The following is a 16521-nucleotide window of genomic DNA, read 5'->3' on the forward strand; positions in this document are numbered from 1 at the left end:
TGGTGTTGTTTTTAAAGAGGTATATTTGTGCATGCTTAAAAAAGAAAGATACAAACAATTTGTTGCTCATTTTTCGGCCAAACAGCCTGATGCAGAAACCGAATTGCACTATAACAATCCTTTTCAGCTGCTAGTTGCCGTCATCTTATCTGCACAATGTACAGACAAAAGGATCAATATGGTGACCCCTGCCCTTTTCAAGCGTTTTCCGGATCCGAAATCTCTGGCAGAAGTTACCCCTGACCTTGTTTTTGACTACATCAGGACCGTAAGTTACCCGAATAACAAGGCCAAACACCTGGTTGGTATGGCTAATATGCTACTCCATGATTTTAACAGTCAGGTGCCCCAGGACATTAATGATTTGCAGAAGTTACCTGGGGTCGGAAGAAAAACCGCAAATGTAATTGCTTCTGTAATTTATAATGCGCCCGCCATGGCTGTAGATACCCATGTATTCCGTGTGGCGAACAGAATCGGACTAACCAATGGCAAAACACCTCTTGCTGTTGAAAAGGACCTGGTTAAAAATTTACCCGAGCATACCATACATATTGCACACCACTGGCTCATTTTACATGGGCGCTATATTTGCGTGGCCAGGTCGCCAAAATGCAGCATTTGTGAAATTACAGACCTATGCCGTTATTTTCAGCGGAACCAGAAAGCTAAAAATATTAGTCATCAGGAGGTTTGAAAATTATTATTTTTGTTTTGTATTTTGAAAAGTCAAATAATTAACTACTTTTGCTAAAGTAATTAGCACAAAGACAACTGTAAAATGTTTACACATTATATATAAGAAAGAACTAACGAAATGAATCCAAACGCAGATAAATTAAAAGCACTACAACTGACCCTTGATAAATTAGAGAAATCTTATGGCAAAGGTGCGGTTATGAAGTTGGGGGATCAGGCTATAGAATCGATAGAATCTATTTCTACCGGTTCAATTGGTTTGGATATTGCCCTGGGCATAGGTGGTGTTCCCAAAGGACGTATCATTGAAATTTATGGCCCGGAATCTTCCGGAAAAACAACTTTAGCCACCCATATTATTTCTGAGGCCCAGAAAGCAGGTGGTGTAGCGGCTTTTATTGATGCAGAGCATGCTTTTGATAAATTTTATGCTAAAAAGCTGGGCGTAGATGTGGAAAACCTTCTGATTGCCCAGCCCGATAATGGAGAACAGGCATTGGAAATTGCAGACAACCTGATCCGTTCAGGAGCAATCGACGTTATTGTAATTGACTCTGTAGCCGCTCTTGTTCCCAAAGCAGAGATCGAAGGTGAAATGGGTGATTCGAAAATGGGACTTCAAGCCCGTTTGATGTCCCAGGCCCTCCGTAAATTAACCGGTACCATTGCAAAAACAGGATGTTGCTGCATTTTCATCAACCAGTTAAGAGAGAAAATAGGTGTCATGTTTGGGAATCCCGAAACGACTACCGGAGGTAATGCCTTAAAGTTTTATGCTTCTGTACGTTTAGACATCCGCAGAACTTCTCAGATCAAAGATTCTGATGAGGTATCCGGAAACAGGATCAAGGTAAAAATTGTAAAAAATAAAGTTGCCCCACCTTTCCGTATCGCTGAATTCGATATTATGTTTAACCAGGGCATTTCAAAAGTGGGTGAAATCATTGACCTTGGTGTTGATTTTAACATTATCAAAAAGGCAGGCTCCTGGTTCTCTTATGGAGAAACAAAACTTGGACAGGGAAGAGATGCTGTAAAGCAATTGTTATTGGACAATCCGGAACTGGCCGACGAAATTGAAGCCAGAATCAGGGAAGAGGTCACCGGAGAAAAACTGGAAGAACAAATTTAAGCCCTTCTAAAAAAATAGCTAACGATAAAGCCAGTTGAATCTTTGTTCACCTGGCTTTATCGTTTATGCTCAGACCCCAGGGCCCATATATTTTGCATCTACATAGATGGCTACAATTACGGCCAGTATAATGGCCGCAAGCAATACCGCCAGCCCCATATAGTTTTTTCTTTTGTCCTGTTTCACCAGCCAAACCATAAAAATTAAAAAGGGAACCAGCATCAGCCCCATAAAGAGAAAGCTCGTAGAATTCATACACATTTATTTAATTAAAAAACCATTCTTGCTGCAGGGGCTATATCCTGACCCACAAAATCTTTGTTTAAATATTTATGATAACCTGCAATGGCAATCATCGCGGCATTGTCCGTGCAATATTCAAAAGCAGGAATAAATACATTCCAACCCAACTCTGCTGCCAGCTCTGCCAGGCTATTTCTCAATCCGGAATTGGCAGAAACTCCTCCAGCTATAGCAATATCTTTTATTCCGTATTGTTTCGCCGCTTTCTTTAATTTATTTAATAAAATCTGTACAATACTGTGCTGAACGGAAGCGCAAATATCGTTGAGGTGTTTTTGTATAAAATCGGGATCCTCTTTTTCCTGGTCCCTTAAAAAATATAAGATTGCTGTTTTAAAACCGCTAAAACTATAATCAAGTCCTTTAATTTGAGGTTCCGGAAATTTATAAGCCAGGGGGTTGCCTTCCCTTGCATGTTTATCAATCAGGGGTCCACCTGGATAAGGCAGGTTTAAAATTTTAGCCGTTTTGTCAAAAGCTTCTCCTGCGGCATCATCCAGTGTTTCTCCGACAATCTCCATATCAAAATAATCCTTCACCAAAACAATTTGTGTATGTCCCCCGGAAACAGTAAGACATAAAAATGGAAAGGAGGGTTTGGGCTCATCAATAAAATGTGCCAGAATATGCGCCTGCATATGGTTGACCGCAATAAGGGGTAAATCCAGGGCCAGCGCAAAGGATTTTGCAAAAGAAACACCAACAAGCAAAGAGCCCAATAGGCCCGGCCCCCTGGTAAAAGCAACTGCATTGATGTCCTTTTTTGTAACTTTAGCATCAATCAATGCCTGCTGAACAACCGGAACGATATTTTGTTGATGTACTCTTGAAGCCAACTCTGGAATTACACCACCATAATTTTCATGAATTGTTTGGTTTGCAATAACATTGGCTGTAATTTTGCCGTTGTTACAGATAGCAACAGAAGTTTCATCACAAGAGGATTCGATAGCGAGTATTACAGACATTTATCATTAATTAAGCTACAAAAATATCAAAAAACTATTACAAATAATCCTTTGGTTTGTTGCATCAGTATTACTGCTGCTTTGTATTGTCTTATTTGCACTCCAGTTTAAGCCGGTTCAGACTTATGTTGCAAAAAAAGCAGCAGATTATTTATCCAAAGAACTTAAAACCACCATATCGTTAAAAGGCATTTACCTTAAACCTTTTAAGTCTGTTGTCATTGAAGACCTGCTGGTCCTGGATCAGCAAAAAGATACTTTATTAAATACGCCAAAATTTATTGTTGACCTGAATAAACTCTCCCTGAAAGAAAGGATCGTTGACATCAATACCGTACAAGTCAATAACGGCCGTTTTTTCCTAAAATCTTATAAAAACGGGTCCAGTAATCTCGACTTCATTATTGATTATTTTGATTCAGGTCCTGCTGTAGTCAAGAAGAAAAAGAAACCTTATGCCATTTCTTTCGACAGGGTCATCCTTAATAATTTAAGTTTTAAATACAAAAACTATAAATATAATGAAGTCATTAAGGGGGTCAATTTTGATGATGTCGATCTGAATTCGCTAAATGGTATTTTTGAAAAACTCAACACCAAAGACCACCTACTCCAGACCAACATTAAAAATCTGACTTTCAGAGAAAAAAGCGGTTTTTATTTAAAAAACCTAAGTGCATTTGCCACCATTGACAGCAATCAGATTGAACTGCAAAAACTACTCCTGGTGACCAATCAAAGCCGCTTGACAGATTATTACCAGATGCGCTTTAATAAATTCGATGATTTCAATGATTACATTGACAAAGTGCATATGAAAGCCCATTTTAAAGACAGTCATGTGGACTCAAAAGACGTCGCGTATTTTGCTCCAGAATTGTCAAAAATGAATTTAAGCGTTGATCTTGATGGTCAGGTAAGTGGTCTGGTGAATAACCTTAAGTCTAAAAAGTTATCTGTTAAAGCAGGTAAAGCGACCTATATTAAAGGAGATTTTATTCTTAAAGGCCTGCCCTATCTGGATGAGACTTTTATGGACATGAGGGTCGAGATGGCCGGGACCAATAAAAAGGACCTGGACGAACTGATCCGAAATACCACAGGTAAAAAGAACATCGCTCTACCCACCATTGTAAACAAGTTTGGCAACATCAATTTCAACGGAACTTTTACCGGATTCCAAAATGATTTTATCGCTTATGGGGAATTCAAAACAAAACTTGGAAGGGTCGTTTCGGACGTCAATATGAAAATCAGCAAAAGCGGGGTGCCTTCCTATTCGGGAAATGTTAAAACCTTTGACTTTGATCTTGGGAATCTTCTGGATGAAGAACTCCTGGGCAAAATTACCTCTGCAGTTAACATTAAAGGTAAAGGCACAGAAATCAATAAACTCACAGAGGATATTGATGGCGATATTCAATATATAGATTTTAAAAATTACAGGTATACGAATGTAAAAATTAACGGAATTTTTGATAAAAAGTATTTCGATGGGAGTTTAAAAATCAATGACAAGAATGTTCAACTGGTCTTCGATGGTGGGGTAAATTTAAATCCGGCACTCCCTGTGTTTAACTTTAAGGCCTCTATAAAAAATGCCAAAATGAAGGCGCTGAAATTGTTAAAGGATTCCTTGAAAGTGGATGCTGAATTTAGCACGAACTTTTCGGGAGATAACCTGAACAATATTCAGGGTAATCTTTCTATAAACCGTGTTCAGTTAAACAATGTAAAAGGCATTTATCACATTGATTCTATCCGGCTATTGGCCAAAGGTACTGGTATTGACAGGACCCTGACCATACAATCGGATGTTTTGGATGCCAGTATAAAAGGTCAGTACGACCTCAATACGCTACCATCTTATTTTAAAGCCCTGGCCAAAACGTATATTCCTTCTTTAAAAGCCGATATTGTAAAGTACGGTACGCAGAATTTTCAGTTCAATCTGAAGATTAAAAAGTTTGAGCCCATTGCCCAACTTGTCGCGCCCGGACTGCAAATCAGTGACCAGGCGATACTTATTGGTAATTTCGATTCCCAGAACAGAAAAGCGACCCTTAATGGTTTTATCAGGCAGCTAAAATATGACGGGATTACCATTAACAACATCATTATCGATGAAAACACCAGTGATAAACAGCTGCAGGCCATCATTACTTCTGACAGGGTGGACCTCACCGATAGTCTTTTTATAAAAAATGTCAACATCTCCAACATCCTGAGAAACGACAGTTTGTCCTTAAACGTAAAGATGTCCAATTCTGATGAAATGAACCAGCTTGACCTCAACGGGCTGGTTGAATTTGCTGGTGATACCACCGCCAGGATCAGTATTCTTCCTTCGATATTAAAAATTAACAACGAAGACTGGAAAATTCAGGACAAAGTGAAGATCAATTTCCAGGATGGTAAAACAAAAATCAGCAATTTTGACCTGAGCAACAACGGACAATTACTTACCGTGGATGGTGTGCTTTCTTCCGATCCCCAAGATCTTTTACTGCTGGGCTTTAAAAATTTCAACCTCACCACACTTAACCCCTTTCTCAAGAGTATGGGGGTTAAACTTGCAGGTAAGGTGAACGGAGAAACCAAAATTCAAAGCGTCTTAAAGTCGCTGAGGGTCAGTGATCATCTAAAAATTGACTCCCTGCATTTCAATGACACCTATATTGGTTCACTGCTGGATACTTCCTCTTATGACAAAGCCGATAACATTGCCAATGCCTACACCAGGATCCTGTCTAATGGAAAAGAAACTTTAAAGATCGATGGGCATCTGGAGCTCAAAGAAGAAATGATGGATCTATCGGTCCGTATGGATAACAGTGAACTGGCCATATTAGAACCATTTGTAAATGAACTTGTCTCTAAATTAAAAGGTAAAATATCTGCAGATTTAAGCGTTAAGGGGCCGTTCAGTGCACCACAGATCAACGGGGAAGTTCAGTTTGACAAGGCGAATGTCACTGTAAATTACCTGAAAACGGCCTATACCTTAACCGATAAGGTTGGTGTAGAGAACAGCATTATCCGAATCGAAGATTTAAAAATACTCGATGCAGATGAAAATGAGGCCATAGCAAATGGTACGGTGAACCTAAACAACATTAATGATCCTGAGCTGGATATTATTGTGAACGCAAAGAATTTCATGGCACTCAATACGACCGCCAAAGATAATTCATTGTACTACGGTCAGGCTTATGCCACGGGAACTTTTAAGTTTAAGGGTCCGACCAATAAATTATTTATCGGTATAGATGCCAAAACAGAAAAAGGAACCGTATTTAATTTACCACTCAACAGCTCGGAAACCGTATCAAGTAAAGATTTCATCACTTTTGTAAGTAAAGACACAACAAAGACCGTTCAGAAAAGAAACAGTTTTGACGGTTTGACCATGAGTTTTAAACTGAATGTAGATCCCAACAGTACAGCGAACATTTACACTACTTTAGGAAAACTAACGGGTAAGGGCAATGCAGACCTTGATCTGGAAATAAATAGTCTGGGAGATTTTGAAATGACCGGGGATTATATCATAGAGTCCGGAAATTTTGATTTCACCGCCCAGGAGGTCATTAATAAAAAATTCAGCATCAGACAAGGTGGTACCATCCGCTGGACAGGAAATCCTTCGGCAGCACAGATTCAGCTAAAGGCAATTTACTCCTTAAGGGCCAACTTAGGAGACCTGCTGAAGGCGGCCAACAGGGAAACGAGTAACAGTCCTTCAGAACGTGTGCTTACAGAGGTGGAAATGGGCCTATCGGGCCTTCTGCTAAAACCAGACATTAAACTGGATATTTTCTTTCCCTCAAATCCCGCGGTTAAAGAAGATTTACAATCTTATTTTAATGACCCCAACAACTTGAACCTACAGGCATTCAGTTTAATTATCCGACGCAGCTTCTCTCCTGGAAACGGGAAAGAAAATATTGGTGAACAATTGACCTCAGGGGTAGCCAGTACAGCTACCGAGCTATTGTTTAATCAATTCAACAATGTCCTTTCTTCACTTAACCTTGATTTTGTAGACATTAACATCCGCTCTTTTAGTGAAGCAAATGCTTCTTTTAAATTTTTCAATGACAGGATCATTCTTAATGCCGGAATTGTAGACAGAAGGACCACCACCAGTGACCTTTCTCCAATCGGTTTTGCAAGAAACAGTGTTGGAAGTGAGGTAGAATTACTGGCCCTAATTAAAAAAGATGGAACCCTGGTCGGTAAACTGGCCAATAAACCGCCAACACAACAAAGCATTTTTATCAATTCGGGTATAAACCCTTACACCAATGTCACTTCACTTGGTTTAATTTACAGCCAGCAGTTTGACACTTTCAGGGAATTTCTGCAAAAAATAACAGGAAAGTATAAAAAGAACCAAAAGAAAAAACAAGAGGAAGAACGGGCCAAAAAAGAAAAACAGCTCCTGAATAAAGAAGCTGTTTTAGAAGAAAAAAAGAATAAGAAAAAATAATACAGATTTAGCCTTTCATGATCTGGTGGCCCATCTTATCTCTCTTTGTTTTCAAATAAGTTTCATTGTGTTTATTACTGGCAATTTCAATTGGAATGTTCTCCACAATCTCTAAACCATAACCAATAAGTCCTGCCCGTTTTGTTGGGTTATTGGACATCAGCTTCATTTTTGTCACCCCTTGGGCGCGCAGAATCTGTGCACCAACACCATAATCACGCTCATCTCCTTTAAAGCCCAATTTAATATTGGCCTCTACCGTATCAAAGCCTGCATCCTGCAAGTTATAGGAACGCAGTTTATTGATCAGACCGATCCCTCTTCCCTCCTGGTTCATGTATACAACGACCCCTTTTCCTTCTTTTTCGATCATCTCCAATGCCTTGTGCAATTGCGGTCCACAATCACAGCGACAGGAGCCAAAAATATCCCCTGTAACACAAGAACTGTGCACCCGGGCAAGTACAGGTTCATCTTCTGCCCATTCTCCTTTACTGATCGCTAAATGTGTCGCGTTATTATCCAATTGAGTGTAGGCAGTCATTTTAAAATCGCCCCACTGGGTAGGAAGGTTAATGGTAACCTCTTGCTTGATGAGACTTTCATTGCTCAATCTGTAGGCAATAAGGTCTTTAATAGAAATAATTTTAAGCTGATGCTGGGCCGCAGTGATCATTAAATCTGGTAAACGTGCCATTTCTCCATCTTCCTTCATTACTTCTACCAACACGCCTGCCGGACGCATTCCTGCCAGCCTGGCCAGGTCAACAGTAGCTTCTGTATGTCCTGAACGTCTTAACACTCCACCGTCTTTTGCCCTTAATGGGAAAATATGACCAGGTTTTCCCAGCTCATTTGGATCTGTATTTGGGTTAACTAATGCCTGAATGGTTTTAGACCTGTCAGAGGCCGAGATGCCTGTTGTACATCCATGGCCAACCAGATCCACAGACACGGTAAAATTAGTTTCATAGGCGGCGGTATTCTTACCCACCATCAATTCCAGACCTAATTCATCACAACGTTCTTCTGTTAAAGGAACACAAATCAATCCTCTTCCATAAGTTGCCATAAAATTGACCAGTTCCGGCGTTATATTTTCTGCTGCAGTTACAAAATCGCCTTCATTTTCCCTGTCTTCATCGTCAACTACAATAATGAGTTTGCCAGCTTTTATATCTGCAATAGCTTCTTCTATTGTGTTTAATTTAATTTCCATCTTTAGTTTTTTTGCCCTTCCGGATTATTTATCATCCTTAGAATACAATACAAAGGTACAACCTTCCATGATAATTACAGATTCTAAAATATCATCAGCAGGTAATCATATTTCAGTGCTTTGCAGCCCTAAAATCATTTATTCCCATTTATGGTCTTACTCTTTTTTTTAAAGAGATTTGTTAGAACAGATTTATAATAAGTAATGTCAAACAGCGCAGAATCTACTGTTGCTTTATAGGTCAAAAAGGCTCCTAAAGGGCTTAAGACAATGATTGCCATCCATATCCCCATAACCGGGCTGATGTTTCCCTGGTTTGCTGATTTTTCTGATACTGTAGAAATGATGTGGTAAATCAGAAAAAAAACAATGGCCATGACCACCGGCAATCCTAATCCACCTTTCCGTATAATTGCGCCAAGCGGAGCGCCAATAAAAAACAACAATAAACAGGACACTGCTAAAGTAAATTTTCTTTGATATTCAACCTGAACGCGGATCAGGTTTCTTACCTGTTCTTCATGTTCTGGAATTTTACCGGCCATGGTCTGCTGAATCGATGAAGCCTGATCGATTGCTGTCTGAACAGAAATAGAGCGGTTTTTCTTTGGTATAAGCTCCAATACAGAATTTTTAACTTGTTTTACAGGAACTTTCAGTTTGGAATATCCTTTAGTGTAATTACTTTGCTTATAATAACTACCTATATTGAGTTTTGCATACCTGTCTACACTATCCAGTGATTTACGCAAAGAATCCTCTTTTCTTGTCAGGCCTTTAAGATTAAGCATAGCCGTATTGGAACGGAAGCTGCTTTCGTCTGTCCGGCTCATTTTAAAACTGGAAAAATCAAATTTTTGCTCTGTCTGTCTGAACCTCATGCGGTACAGTTCCTGTCTGGGGTTAAAAGAAGAGGCCTTTCCATTGGTTTCCTCATAACGGACCCCATTGTTCAGTTTTAAGACAAGGTATTGATCATCACTTGTCTTGTACATTTTACCTTCCTTTGCCATGATGATTTTTGCAATCCCGTTGGTCCCGGTATGGTCATAGATCATAATGCCTTCCAGGCTGACTCCATCCTCTCCTTTTTTATCAACTCTGATCGAATAGCCGGGTATACTATTGTTAAAAACCCCCTCCATAATCAAAAAGGAAAGTTTCTTGTTCCGAACATCCCAAAGCAGGGATCCATATTTCAGATTGGCTTTGGGGAGCATGTAGTCGGAAAATAAAAAAGAGGCCACGGCCAACATAATAATTACAACAAACAAAGGCCGCATTGCCCTCTGCAGGGAAACACCAGCAGATTTAATTGCAACCAGCTCGTAGTTCTCCCCCAAACTGCCAAAGGTCATAATAGAAGACAACAAAATGGCAAGAGGAAGTGCCATGGAAACGTTAGCTGCTGAAGCATAAAACATCAGTTCCAGGATAACATACCATTCAAAGCCCTTTCCTATTAAATCGTCTACATATTTAAACAGGAAAAGCATCAGTAAAATAAACATCACTATAAAAAAAGTGACGATGAAGGGCTTGATAAATGCTTTGACTAAAAGTAAGTGAATCTTTTTCAATGTACAAATGTAGTCAATAGAGGGGAATTATGCACCTATTACGCTATGCAAATAGGTAATTTGATTGTCCCAGATTAGCGTACGCTCCGCTAATGTTTCATCCGTAGCAAAGTCTGTAATGGATAAAGCAACATCATTTGTCAGTTCATCCTGAACGATTTCCATCTCAAAATAACAATGGGGTTCGTCATCTACCCATTTAAATTTAACCAGTTTATTTTCCTTTACACTTAGAAGCTTGGCTTTCTGTACCTCATCATCCCATTTAAATGTAAAAACCTGATCACGAAATACAACATCATCAGCAAACCATTGTGATAGTCCATTAGGCTCACTGATAAAGCTAAACAAAATACGCGGCGATGATTTCAATTCATATTCTAATGTAAACTTTTTCTTTTCTGACATCTTTAGACCCTTATATTTTGAATTTATTTGATAATTTTTATTTATTTATTTCTAAAGAAAGGTAATTTATTCTATATTTGCAACTCTTAAAAATAACCATATTAATATTTGACAGCATTATATTAATATTAAGCCCGGCGGGGTAGCTCAGATGGTTAGAGCGCAGGATTCATAACCCTGAGGTCGGCAGTTCGATCCTGCTCCCCGCTACTGAAAAAGCTCACCAAAAGGTGAGCTTTTATTCGTTTAAAGGGGGTTTAGCTATGTTTTGCCAGGATTCCAATCTGGGTGATACCAAAGCTTAACCTGATACATTGTTACAGGCTTGATCCCTTTCTAATTTTCCAAATAAGCTATAGCAAAACTTACCCAATCCTTTACCCCATTATCCAAGTAAACATCTGGTTGTATTCCGATATTATCAATTGGAAAATCGGGAAGCCTTAAACTTCTATAGGTGGGCAGTACCAGGGGGTGTCCCTCGTACTCATAACCTGTTAAATAAGCATTCGCGTAATCCAGCACACCATGGGTTGGGGTTCCAAGCAACTTTACTTTTTTACTTTGTTTGGCTAGTAGTAAAAAGCTTTCAGCAGAACTTCCAATCTTTTTATTGGTAAGGAAAACAACCTGCTTAACTGCATTTTCTACCTGTTCAACAGTATCAATCGAAATGGTATTAGCTCCAGGGGCCAGAACGAATTTCCCCATATTTTGCTTGTAGTAGTTCAGAAGCATCTCAATTCTTTTCTGTTCTGCTTCATTTTTGACATTGGAGCTCAGACCGTTTTTGTATTTCTCCATGCCGGATATTAAAAACTCGCTTACCCAAAACTCAATGCCCATACTTCTGAGGTTTCCAGTCATAATATAAGGTAACAGGGGGCTAAAAGCATCCGTTGTTCCACCTCCGTTATCACGTAAATCTATGATTAGGTTTTTGGATCCCCTGATAAGCATTGTATTATCCTTTATTAGTTTTGCTATACGTTCTACAAAAGGATAATCGAAACTTTTCATTTTTATAAGGGTCGTTTCCTTGGTTAGCTTTTCGACATAAAAACCAAGAAGCCGGTTAACGGTATTTTCTATATCCTTAGTCTTGAGGGTATCCGAATTATCTTTAATAAAATAATTCCGGGTTTTGTTAAAGTGAAGAATTGAGGCACTTTCCAACGCATAGGTATCCAAAAAGGCCCTAAGTTTGACATCAAAAAGCTTAAGATCCTGTTTCCCTTCCAATGTAAACAGGACATCGCCCGGTTTCCAGTTTTTGTTACTTGATTCCAGGACAAGTCCCTTATAGTATTGAGGTTTCTGTTTAACAATGGCCACCTTAAATTCCTCATTTTTCCAGATGCCTTCCAGGCTATCCTTTGATGTTTTAACTTTTCTAAGAAGCTGTTCACTGGTCTTAAGAGACTCTATTTTCTCGATTTTAGATGTTTTCAAATAGCTGTTTTCATCAACAAAAAAAACATGTCCGTCCCTGAAATAGGAAATGTAATTCTTAAGGTACTGAAAACATTCTTTCTCATCCGATTTTTTTGCCTTATCAAACAAAGCAGATTTAAAATATTTATAAGCAATGGAGTCTTTTGTTTTTTCCTTGAAACCGGGATAATCTCTTTCAATTAAACCACTAAGATTGTCAAGGGCGATCTCACATTTACATTTTTGCTGGCTGTAAAGGGATCCGGAAAATAGAGCTAATACGAATAATAAATAAAATGTTTTCATCTGAATTTTTTCTCTGCAAAGAAAATCAATCAGATAATTTTAAAATTGTAAAAATCATTCAATGCAAGCTTCATTATAAATCCATACCTGATCCTTCTGTTCGATGACGCTCTTAGGCGTTGTTTTTTGGATGTATATCATTTATAAAATGTACCTGGTCATAACATATTAAGCAAGATAAGATTAATCCGGACCCTTTTTATTGAGGCTCTGTTCAGTGCATTTAGCCTTTACCTGAATCTAAAGGCTTTCCAATTCATACCGGACCGACTTATGCTCAACAACATTTTGTTTGCAAAGGCTCATGTATAAATTATTACCAGGGAATGTATAGCTCAGTTTTATAGGTTTACTGATTACATTTTATTCTTCTGTTTCAAGCACAATTACCTGATCAGGTGCTGACTGATCTGCACTGGGATAAATGGAGACAGCTTTATTCCTAAACTCTGTCTTTATTGAGGATTTGTCTTTGAGCAAATATGCTTTTTTGATCTTTTTAAATGGAAAATCCGTCAGTACGATCGGCTCTTTACCTGTTTTGAAAATATGAACATATACTTTATTCGCCTTCTGGGTCATACAGCCCCATGCAGCTGGTTTAAGGTAACCTGCGCTTGTTCCGTAAATAGCCTCACCATAAGTATTCAACCACTTTCCCATATACTCAAGACGCTCTTTAAACTCAGGCTGAATGTCACCATTTGGCATTGGTCCTATGTTTAATAATAAATTAGCACCCAGTGCAGCAGAACGCACCAGGTAATGCACCAGTTCCTGGTGCGTCTTATAAGTCGTGTCACTTAGGTTAAAACCCCAGGAGCCATTTATCGTTTCACAGGTTTCCAGAGGCAAAGGAGAGGCCTGTTGGAAGCTCAAGCCTGACTTATTCTCACCAGGTAAGTCTCTTTCAAACATCTGAAAATCTTCTCCGGGAAAAGGGCTCAGGTGGTGATTATTTCCAATCATACATTGTGGTTGGAGTTGATGAATCAGACCATAGATTTCATCGTATTTCCAGTCAATACGGGAAGATCTGTCTGCCTGACCTTCGGGTGCAGTTTGGTCCCAATGTCCGTCAAACCAAATTCCAGCAATTTCGCCATAATTGGTTAGCAGTTCCCTTAACTGGTTTTTCATAAACTGCAAATAACTGCTATAATCTCCTTTATTGCTCCGGCCACTAAATTGCCCGGTTCTTCCTGTTTCATGTGGATAGTCTTCCCTTCTCCAATCGAGCAGGGAATAATACAAAAACAGTTTAATTCCCTGCTTGTGGCATTCATCGGCCATTAGCTTTACGATATCTTTCTTATATGGGGTATTCATAATGTTAAACTCTGAATATTGGGTATCCCACATGCTAAATCCATCATGATGACGGGTAATTAAGGTAATATATTTCATGCCTGCATTTTTTGCGAGGCTTACCCATTCTTTGGCATCAAAATCAATCGGATTAAAAAAGTTTGCCAACCTGCTGTAGTTTTTAACTGTAATTTTCCTGTCATTCATCACCCATTCTCCACTGCCGGGTATACTAAATGGGCCCCAATGAATAAATAAGCCAAAACGCGCTTCTGTAAACCATTTTCGGGCTTCTATATTTGCGGCAACAGGTGCATAGGATTGCGCACTCAAATGTTTTCCAAAAACAACCAGGATAATCAGCAGGATTTTTTTCATAAGGGGGATTTGTTTAAATTCAAGGTTAACCAATAGGTCAATTTAAACAAAAAATAATTTATCTGGCCGGATATTCGGCCGCTAATTTTAAGGCATTATAAAGGTTAACAATACCCCCGGTTCTGCAAAGTTCCGAAAAGGATACTTTTACTGTTTCCCCTTTTTCATTTTTGTTTTTTACCTTATGACTGACTTTTACAACCGATTTGAGTATAATTTCTTTTAACTCTTTCGCCCTTAACTTTGGGTAGTAAGTCAGCAGAACAGCAGCCATACCTGACACTACCGGTGCAGCCATACTTGTTCCATCAAATTCCTCGTATTTAGAGTCAGGAATGGTAGACTTTATCCTGAACCCAGGTGCAAACACATCAACGCTGTATTTTCCATAATTGGAAAAAGAAGCTTTTAATTCCAGATCATCCTTATAGCTGCTTGCCCCTACTTCAATCCAGGCTTCAGCCTGGGGCAAAAGAAATTTCAAAGAATCTACTACGACTCCACTTTTTATAGAAGAACGGTTTACCGTCTTGGACTTTTTTGTTTTCGCCAGTTCCATTTCTTCCTTTAGCTTCTCTTTAGCCAGCAGTTCCTGTTTCTTTTGATAAGCTACTGCTTCGATCCCCTCAAAATACCGGTTTGGGTAGTTATTTTCTGTATCCAAATTTAAGTTGTCGTTACCGGCTGCATGAACAAATAAAACTCCTTTTTTTTCGGCATATTTAACCGCTTCATCCACTATTTTTTTGTCCCATTTGAACCCTTTTCCAAAACTCATATTAATGATCCTGGCACCTTGATCGGCGGCATAACGGATGGCATTTGCTACATCTTTATCTCGTTCATCTCCTTCAGGAACGACTCTTATGGCCATAATCTCAACAGCATCCGCAATTCCATTCATCCCCAATCCATTGTTTCTTTTTGCTGCAATGATACCGGCAACATGGGTGCCATGCTCAGCATTCGGACCTTTCACATCATTATTGCCATATAAACGTTCCTCTGGCTGGTCATAATGGTCTCCAACCAATTCCGCACGCTGATCATAGGCCGGGTTTAAATTATAGCGCAGCATTACATCATACTGCTTATAGGCATCTTTAATTTCCTTATAAAATTTATCAAAACTACCACTTTCTTTAGCGCCCGAACGGATGATCTTTTTTACTTGTTCTTCCTCCTCATTGTCAGCTTTATAAGCCTCTACATCTTCTATTTTAAGCCCATCTTTACCCTTCGTTGCTGAAACCGTTGTCAGTACTTTATTAATGATCTCCAAAACCCTGAAATTTGCCGAGGCATCATCATATTTCTTTCCAAATTCAGTGGTAACTTTATTATATAATTTATATTCTTCTTTTTCTGTACTGTCCAGGACAGTCGATTTAATGGTTGATTTATATTTTGGGCTTAATTTTTTATAAATCCTAATCAACTCCAAATTGTCATAAGCAAGATTTCCTTTTGAAGAACCAATAAAATTCCAGCCATAAACATCATCTATATAACCATTTCCATCATTATCAACACCATCCCCAGGTTTTTCTTTAGGATTTATCCAGATCTTTCCTTTTAAATCTTCATGATTGATGTCAACTCCTCCATCTATCACTGCAACGATCACTTTTGTGCCTGAAGTTTTTTTGTCCTTTAAAAGTTCTGCATAAGCCTTATCCGCACTAATTCCAAAATAGCCATCTTTTAATACATCAAGGTGCTGCCAATGTTCAGGTAAAACGACATTCTTATTTTGAGCAGCAGCAAAGAAACTGGCTATTATAAAAATAAAAAGTATAGGGACAGATTTAAATTTCATGTTCTAATGGCAAATTTAAGCTTGAATACAATTATACAATTTTATGGCTTAACAGGGTTTAAATTAAGATATTTTAACATAAGACTCATTTGTTCTGTCTCTGTCAGGGTTTGGTATGGATTTAAGGTTTCCCGTCCGGTCAAGGTCTGGGCCCTTCGGAAAGGGAAAAGCTGCTGTTTGAATAAGCCCGCTCAGGCCGGCTTTGGTGTGGCTTGGCTTGACCTGGAACAGAATGCCCATAAACAAGAAAAGCCTGCAGTTCTCACTACAGGCTTTCTTTAAGATTTGGCACCGACCTACTCTCCCACGTGTTACCGCAGTACCATCGGCTCTGGTGGGCTTAACTTCTCTGTTCGGAATGGGAAGAGGTGGACACCACCGATATAGGCACCTAAATATTTTTATATATTCAGTATATCTATCTTTCGATCTTTTTTATACACTAAACAAATGACATATTATTGAAAGAAGTTAG

11 protein-coding genes, 1 tRNA gene and 1 rRNA gene are annotated in these 16521 nt (G+C 38.9%); 4 read left to right on the forward strand and 9 right to left on the reverse strand.

Features of this window, described 5'->3' with window-relative positions; translation table 11 throughout:
• The first annotated feature begins 31 nt into the window (after nucleotides 1-31).
• Both nth and recA read left to right on the forward strand, forming a co-directional pair.
• Nucleotides 32-697, forward strand: coding sequence for an endonuclease III (gene nth / locus B0O44_RS14755; RefSeq protein ID WP_110832000.1), 666 nt, complete (start codon nucleotides 32-34; stop codon nucleotides 695-697).
• Between the two features lie 120 nt (nucleotides 698-817).
• Nucleotides 818-1831 carry a recombinase RecA gene (recA, locus tag B0O44_RS14760; protein ID WP_110831891.1) on the forward strand — a complete coding sequence of 338 codons (1014 nt, stop codon included), beginning with the start codon at nucleotides 818-820 and terminating at the stop codon, nucleotides 1829-1831.
• A 69-nt stretch (nucleotides 1832-1900) separates the two neighbouring features.
• On the opposite strand, the gene B0O44_RS14765 is transcribed toward recA, so the two are convergent.
• Nucleotides 1901-2086 carry a hypothetical protein gene (locus B0O44_RS14765; protein WP_110831893.1) on the reverse strand — a complete coding sequence of 62 codons (186 nt, stop codon included), beginning with the start codon at nucleotides 2084-2086 and terminating at the stop codon, nucleotides 1901-1903.
• A 14-nt stretch (nucleotides 2087-2100) separates the two neighbouring features.
• On the reverse strand, nucleotides 2101-3102 hold the full coding sequence (gene tsaD, locus B0O44_RS14770) for a tRNA (adenosine(37)-N6)-threonylcarbamoyltransferase complex transferase subunit TsaD (RefSeq protein WP_110831895.1): 1002 nt from the start codon (nucleotides 3100-3102) through the stop codon (nucleotides 2101-2103).
• A gap of 727 nt (nucleotides 3103-3829) precedes the next feature.
• Here tsaD and B0O44_RS14775 point away from each other — a divergent pair.
• Entirely contained in the window at nucleotides 3830-7594 is a 3765-nt protein-coding gene (locus tag B0O44_RS14775; RefSeq protein ID WP_245943669.1) for a translocation/assembly module TamB domain-containing protein, read from the forward strand.
• A 7-nt stretch (nucleotides 7595-7601) separates the two neighbouring features.
• On the opposite strand, the gene B0O44_RS14780 is transcribed toward B0O44_RS14775, so the two are convergent.
• The 3 genes from B0O44_RS14780 to B0O44_RS14790 all read right to left on the reverse strand — a co-directional run bounded on the left by B0O44_RS14780 (nucleotide 7602) and on the right by B0O44_RS14790 (nucleotide 10801).
• A complete protein-coding gene (locus B0O44_RS14780) occupies nucleotides 7602-8813 on the reverse strand; it encodes a bifunctional 3,4-dihydroxy-2-butanone-4-phosphate synthase/GTP cyclohydrolase II (RefSeq protein WP_110831900.1) in 1212 nt (403 codons plus the stop codon).
• A 134-nt stretch (nucleotides 8814-8947) separates the two neighbouring features.
• On the reverse strand, nucleotides 8948-10393 hold the full coding sequence (locus tag B0O44_RS14785; protein ID WP_110831902.1) for an LptF/LptG family permease: 1446 nt from the start codon (nucleotides 10391-10393) through the stop codon (nucleotides 8948-8950).
• A 27-nt stretch (nucleotides 10394-10420) separates the two neighbouring features.
• The gene (locus B0O44_RS14790) at nucleotides 10421-10801 is read right to left on the reverse strand and encodes an START-like domain-containing protein (RefSeq protein ID WP_108553601.1); all 381 of its coding nucleotides are present in this window, start codon (nucleotides 10799-10801) and stop codon (nucleotides 10421-10423) included.
• 136 nt (nucleotides 10802-10937) lie between these two features.
• On the opposite strand from B0O44_RS14790, the gene B0O44_RS14795 reads away from it, so the two are divergent.
• Nucleotides 10938-11011, forward strand: a tRNA-Met gene (locus tag B0O44_RS14795).
• A 126-nt stretch (nucleotides 11012-11137) separates the two neighbouring features.
• Here B0O44_RS14795 and B0O44_RS14800 read toward each other — a convergent pair.
• The 4 genes from B0O44_RS14800 to rrf all read right to left on the reverse strand — a co-directional run bounded on the left by B0O44_RS14800 (nucleotide 11138) and on the right by rrf (nucleotide 16441).
• Complete coding sequence (locus B0O44_RS14800) at nucleotides 11138-12541, reverse strand: S41 family peptidase (RefSeq protein ID WP_110831905.1); 1404 nt, start codon at nucleotides 12539-12541, stop codon at nucleotides 11138-11140.
• Nucleotides 12542-12904: 363 nt separating this feature from the next.
• The gene (locus tag B0O44_RS14805) at nucleotides 12905-14227 is read right to left on the reverse strand and encodes an alpha-L-fucosidase (RefSeq protein ID WP_110832002.1); all 1323 of its coding nucleotides are present in this window, start codon (nucleotides 14225-14227) and stop codon (nucleotides 12905-12907) included.
• Nucleotides 14228-14285: 58 nt separating this feature from the next.
• Nucleotides 14286-16046, reverse strand: coding sequence for a S8 family peptidase (locus tag B0O44_RS14810; RefSeq protein ID WP_110831907.1), 1761 nt, complete (start codon nucleotides 16044-16046; stop codon nucleotides 14286-14288).
• 283 nt (nucleotides 16047-16329) lie between these two features.
• A 5S ribosomal RNA gene (rrf, locus tag B0O44_RS14820) occupies nucleotides 16330-16441 on the reverse strand.
• Between the last annotated feature and the right edge of the window lie 80 nt (nucleotides 16442-16521).

Origin of the sequence: Pedobacter nutrimenti, assembly GCF_003208655.1 — a bacterium.
In the GTDB taxonomy this organism is placed as follows: Bacteria; Bacteroidota; Bacteroidia; order Sphingobacteriales; family Sphingobacteriaceae; genus Pedobacter; species Pedobacter nutrimenti.

Coding starts and splice junctions, on each gene's coding strand:
- nth (WP_110832000.1), top strand. CDS start 32: ATGCTTAAAAAAGAAAGATACAAACAATTTGTTGCTCATTTTTCGGCC.
- recA (WP_110831891.1), top strand. CDS start 818: ATGAATCCAAACGCAGATAAATTAAAAGCACTACAACTGACCCTTGAT.
- B0O44_RS14765 (WP_110831893.1), bottom strand. CDS start 2,086: ATGAATTCTACGAGCTTTCTCTTTATGGGGCTGATGCTGGTTCCCTTT.
- tsaD (WP_110831895.1), bottom strand. CDS start 3,102: ATGTCTGTAATACTCGCTATCGAATCCTCTTGTGATGAAACTTCTGTT.
- B0O44_RS14780 (WP_110831900.1), bottom strand. CDS start 8,813: ATGGAAATTAAATTAAACACAATAGAAGAAGCTATTGCAGATATAAAA.
- B0O44_RS14790 (WP_108553601.1), bottom strand. CDS start 10,801: ATGTCAGAAAAGAAAAAGTTTACATTAGAATATGAATTGAAATCATCG.
- B0O44_RS14800 (WP_110831905.1), bottom strand. CDS start 12,541: ATGAAAACATTTTATTTATTATTCGTATTAGCTCTATTTTCCGGATCC.
- B0O44_RS14805 (WP_110832002.1), bottom strand. CDS start 14,227: ATGAAAAAAATCCTGCTGATTATCCTGGTTGTTTTTGGAAAACATTTG.
- B0O44_RS14810 (WP_110831907.1), bottom strand. CDS start 16,046: ATGAAATTTAAATCTGTCCCTATACTTTTTATTTTTATAATAGCCAGT.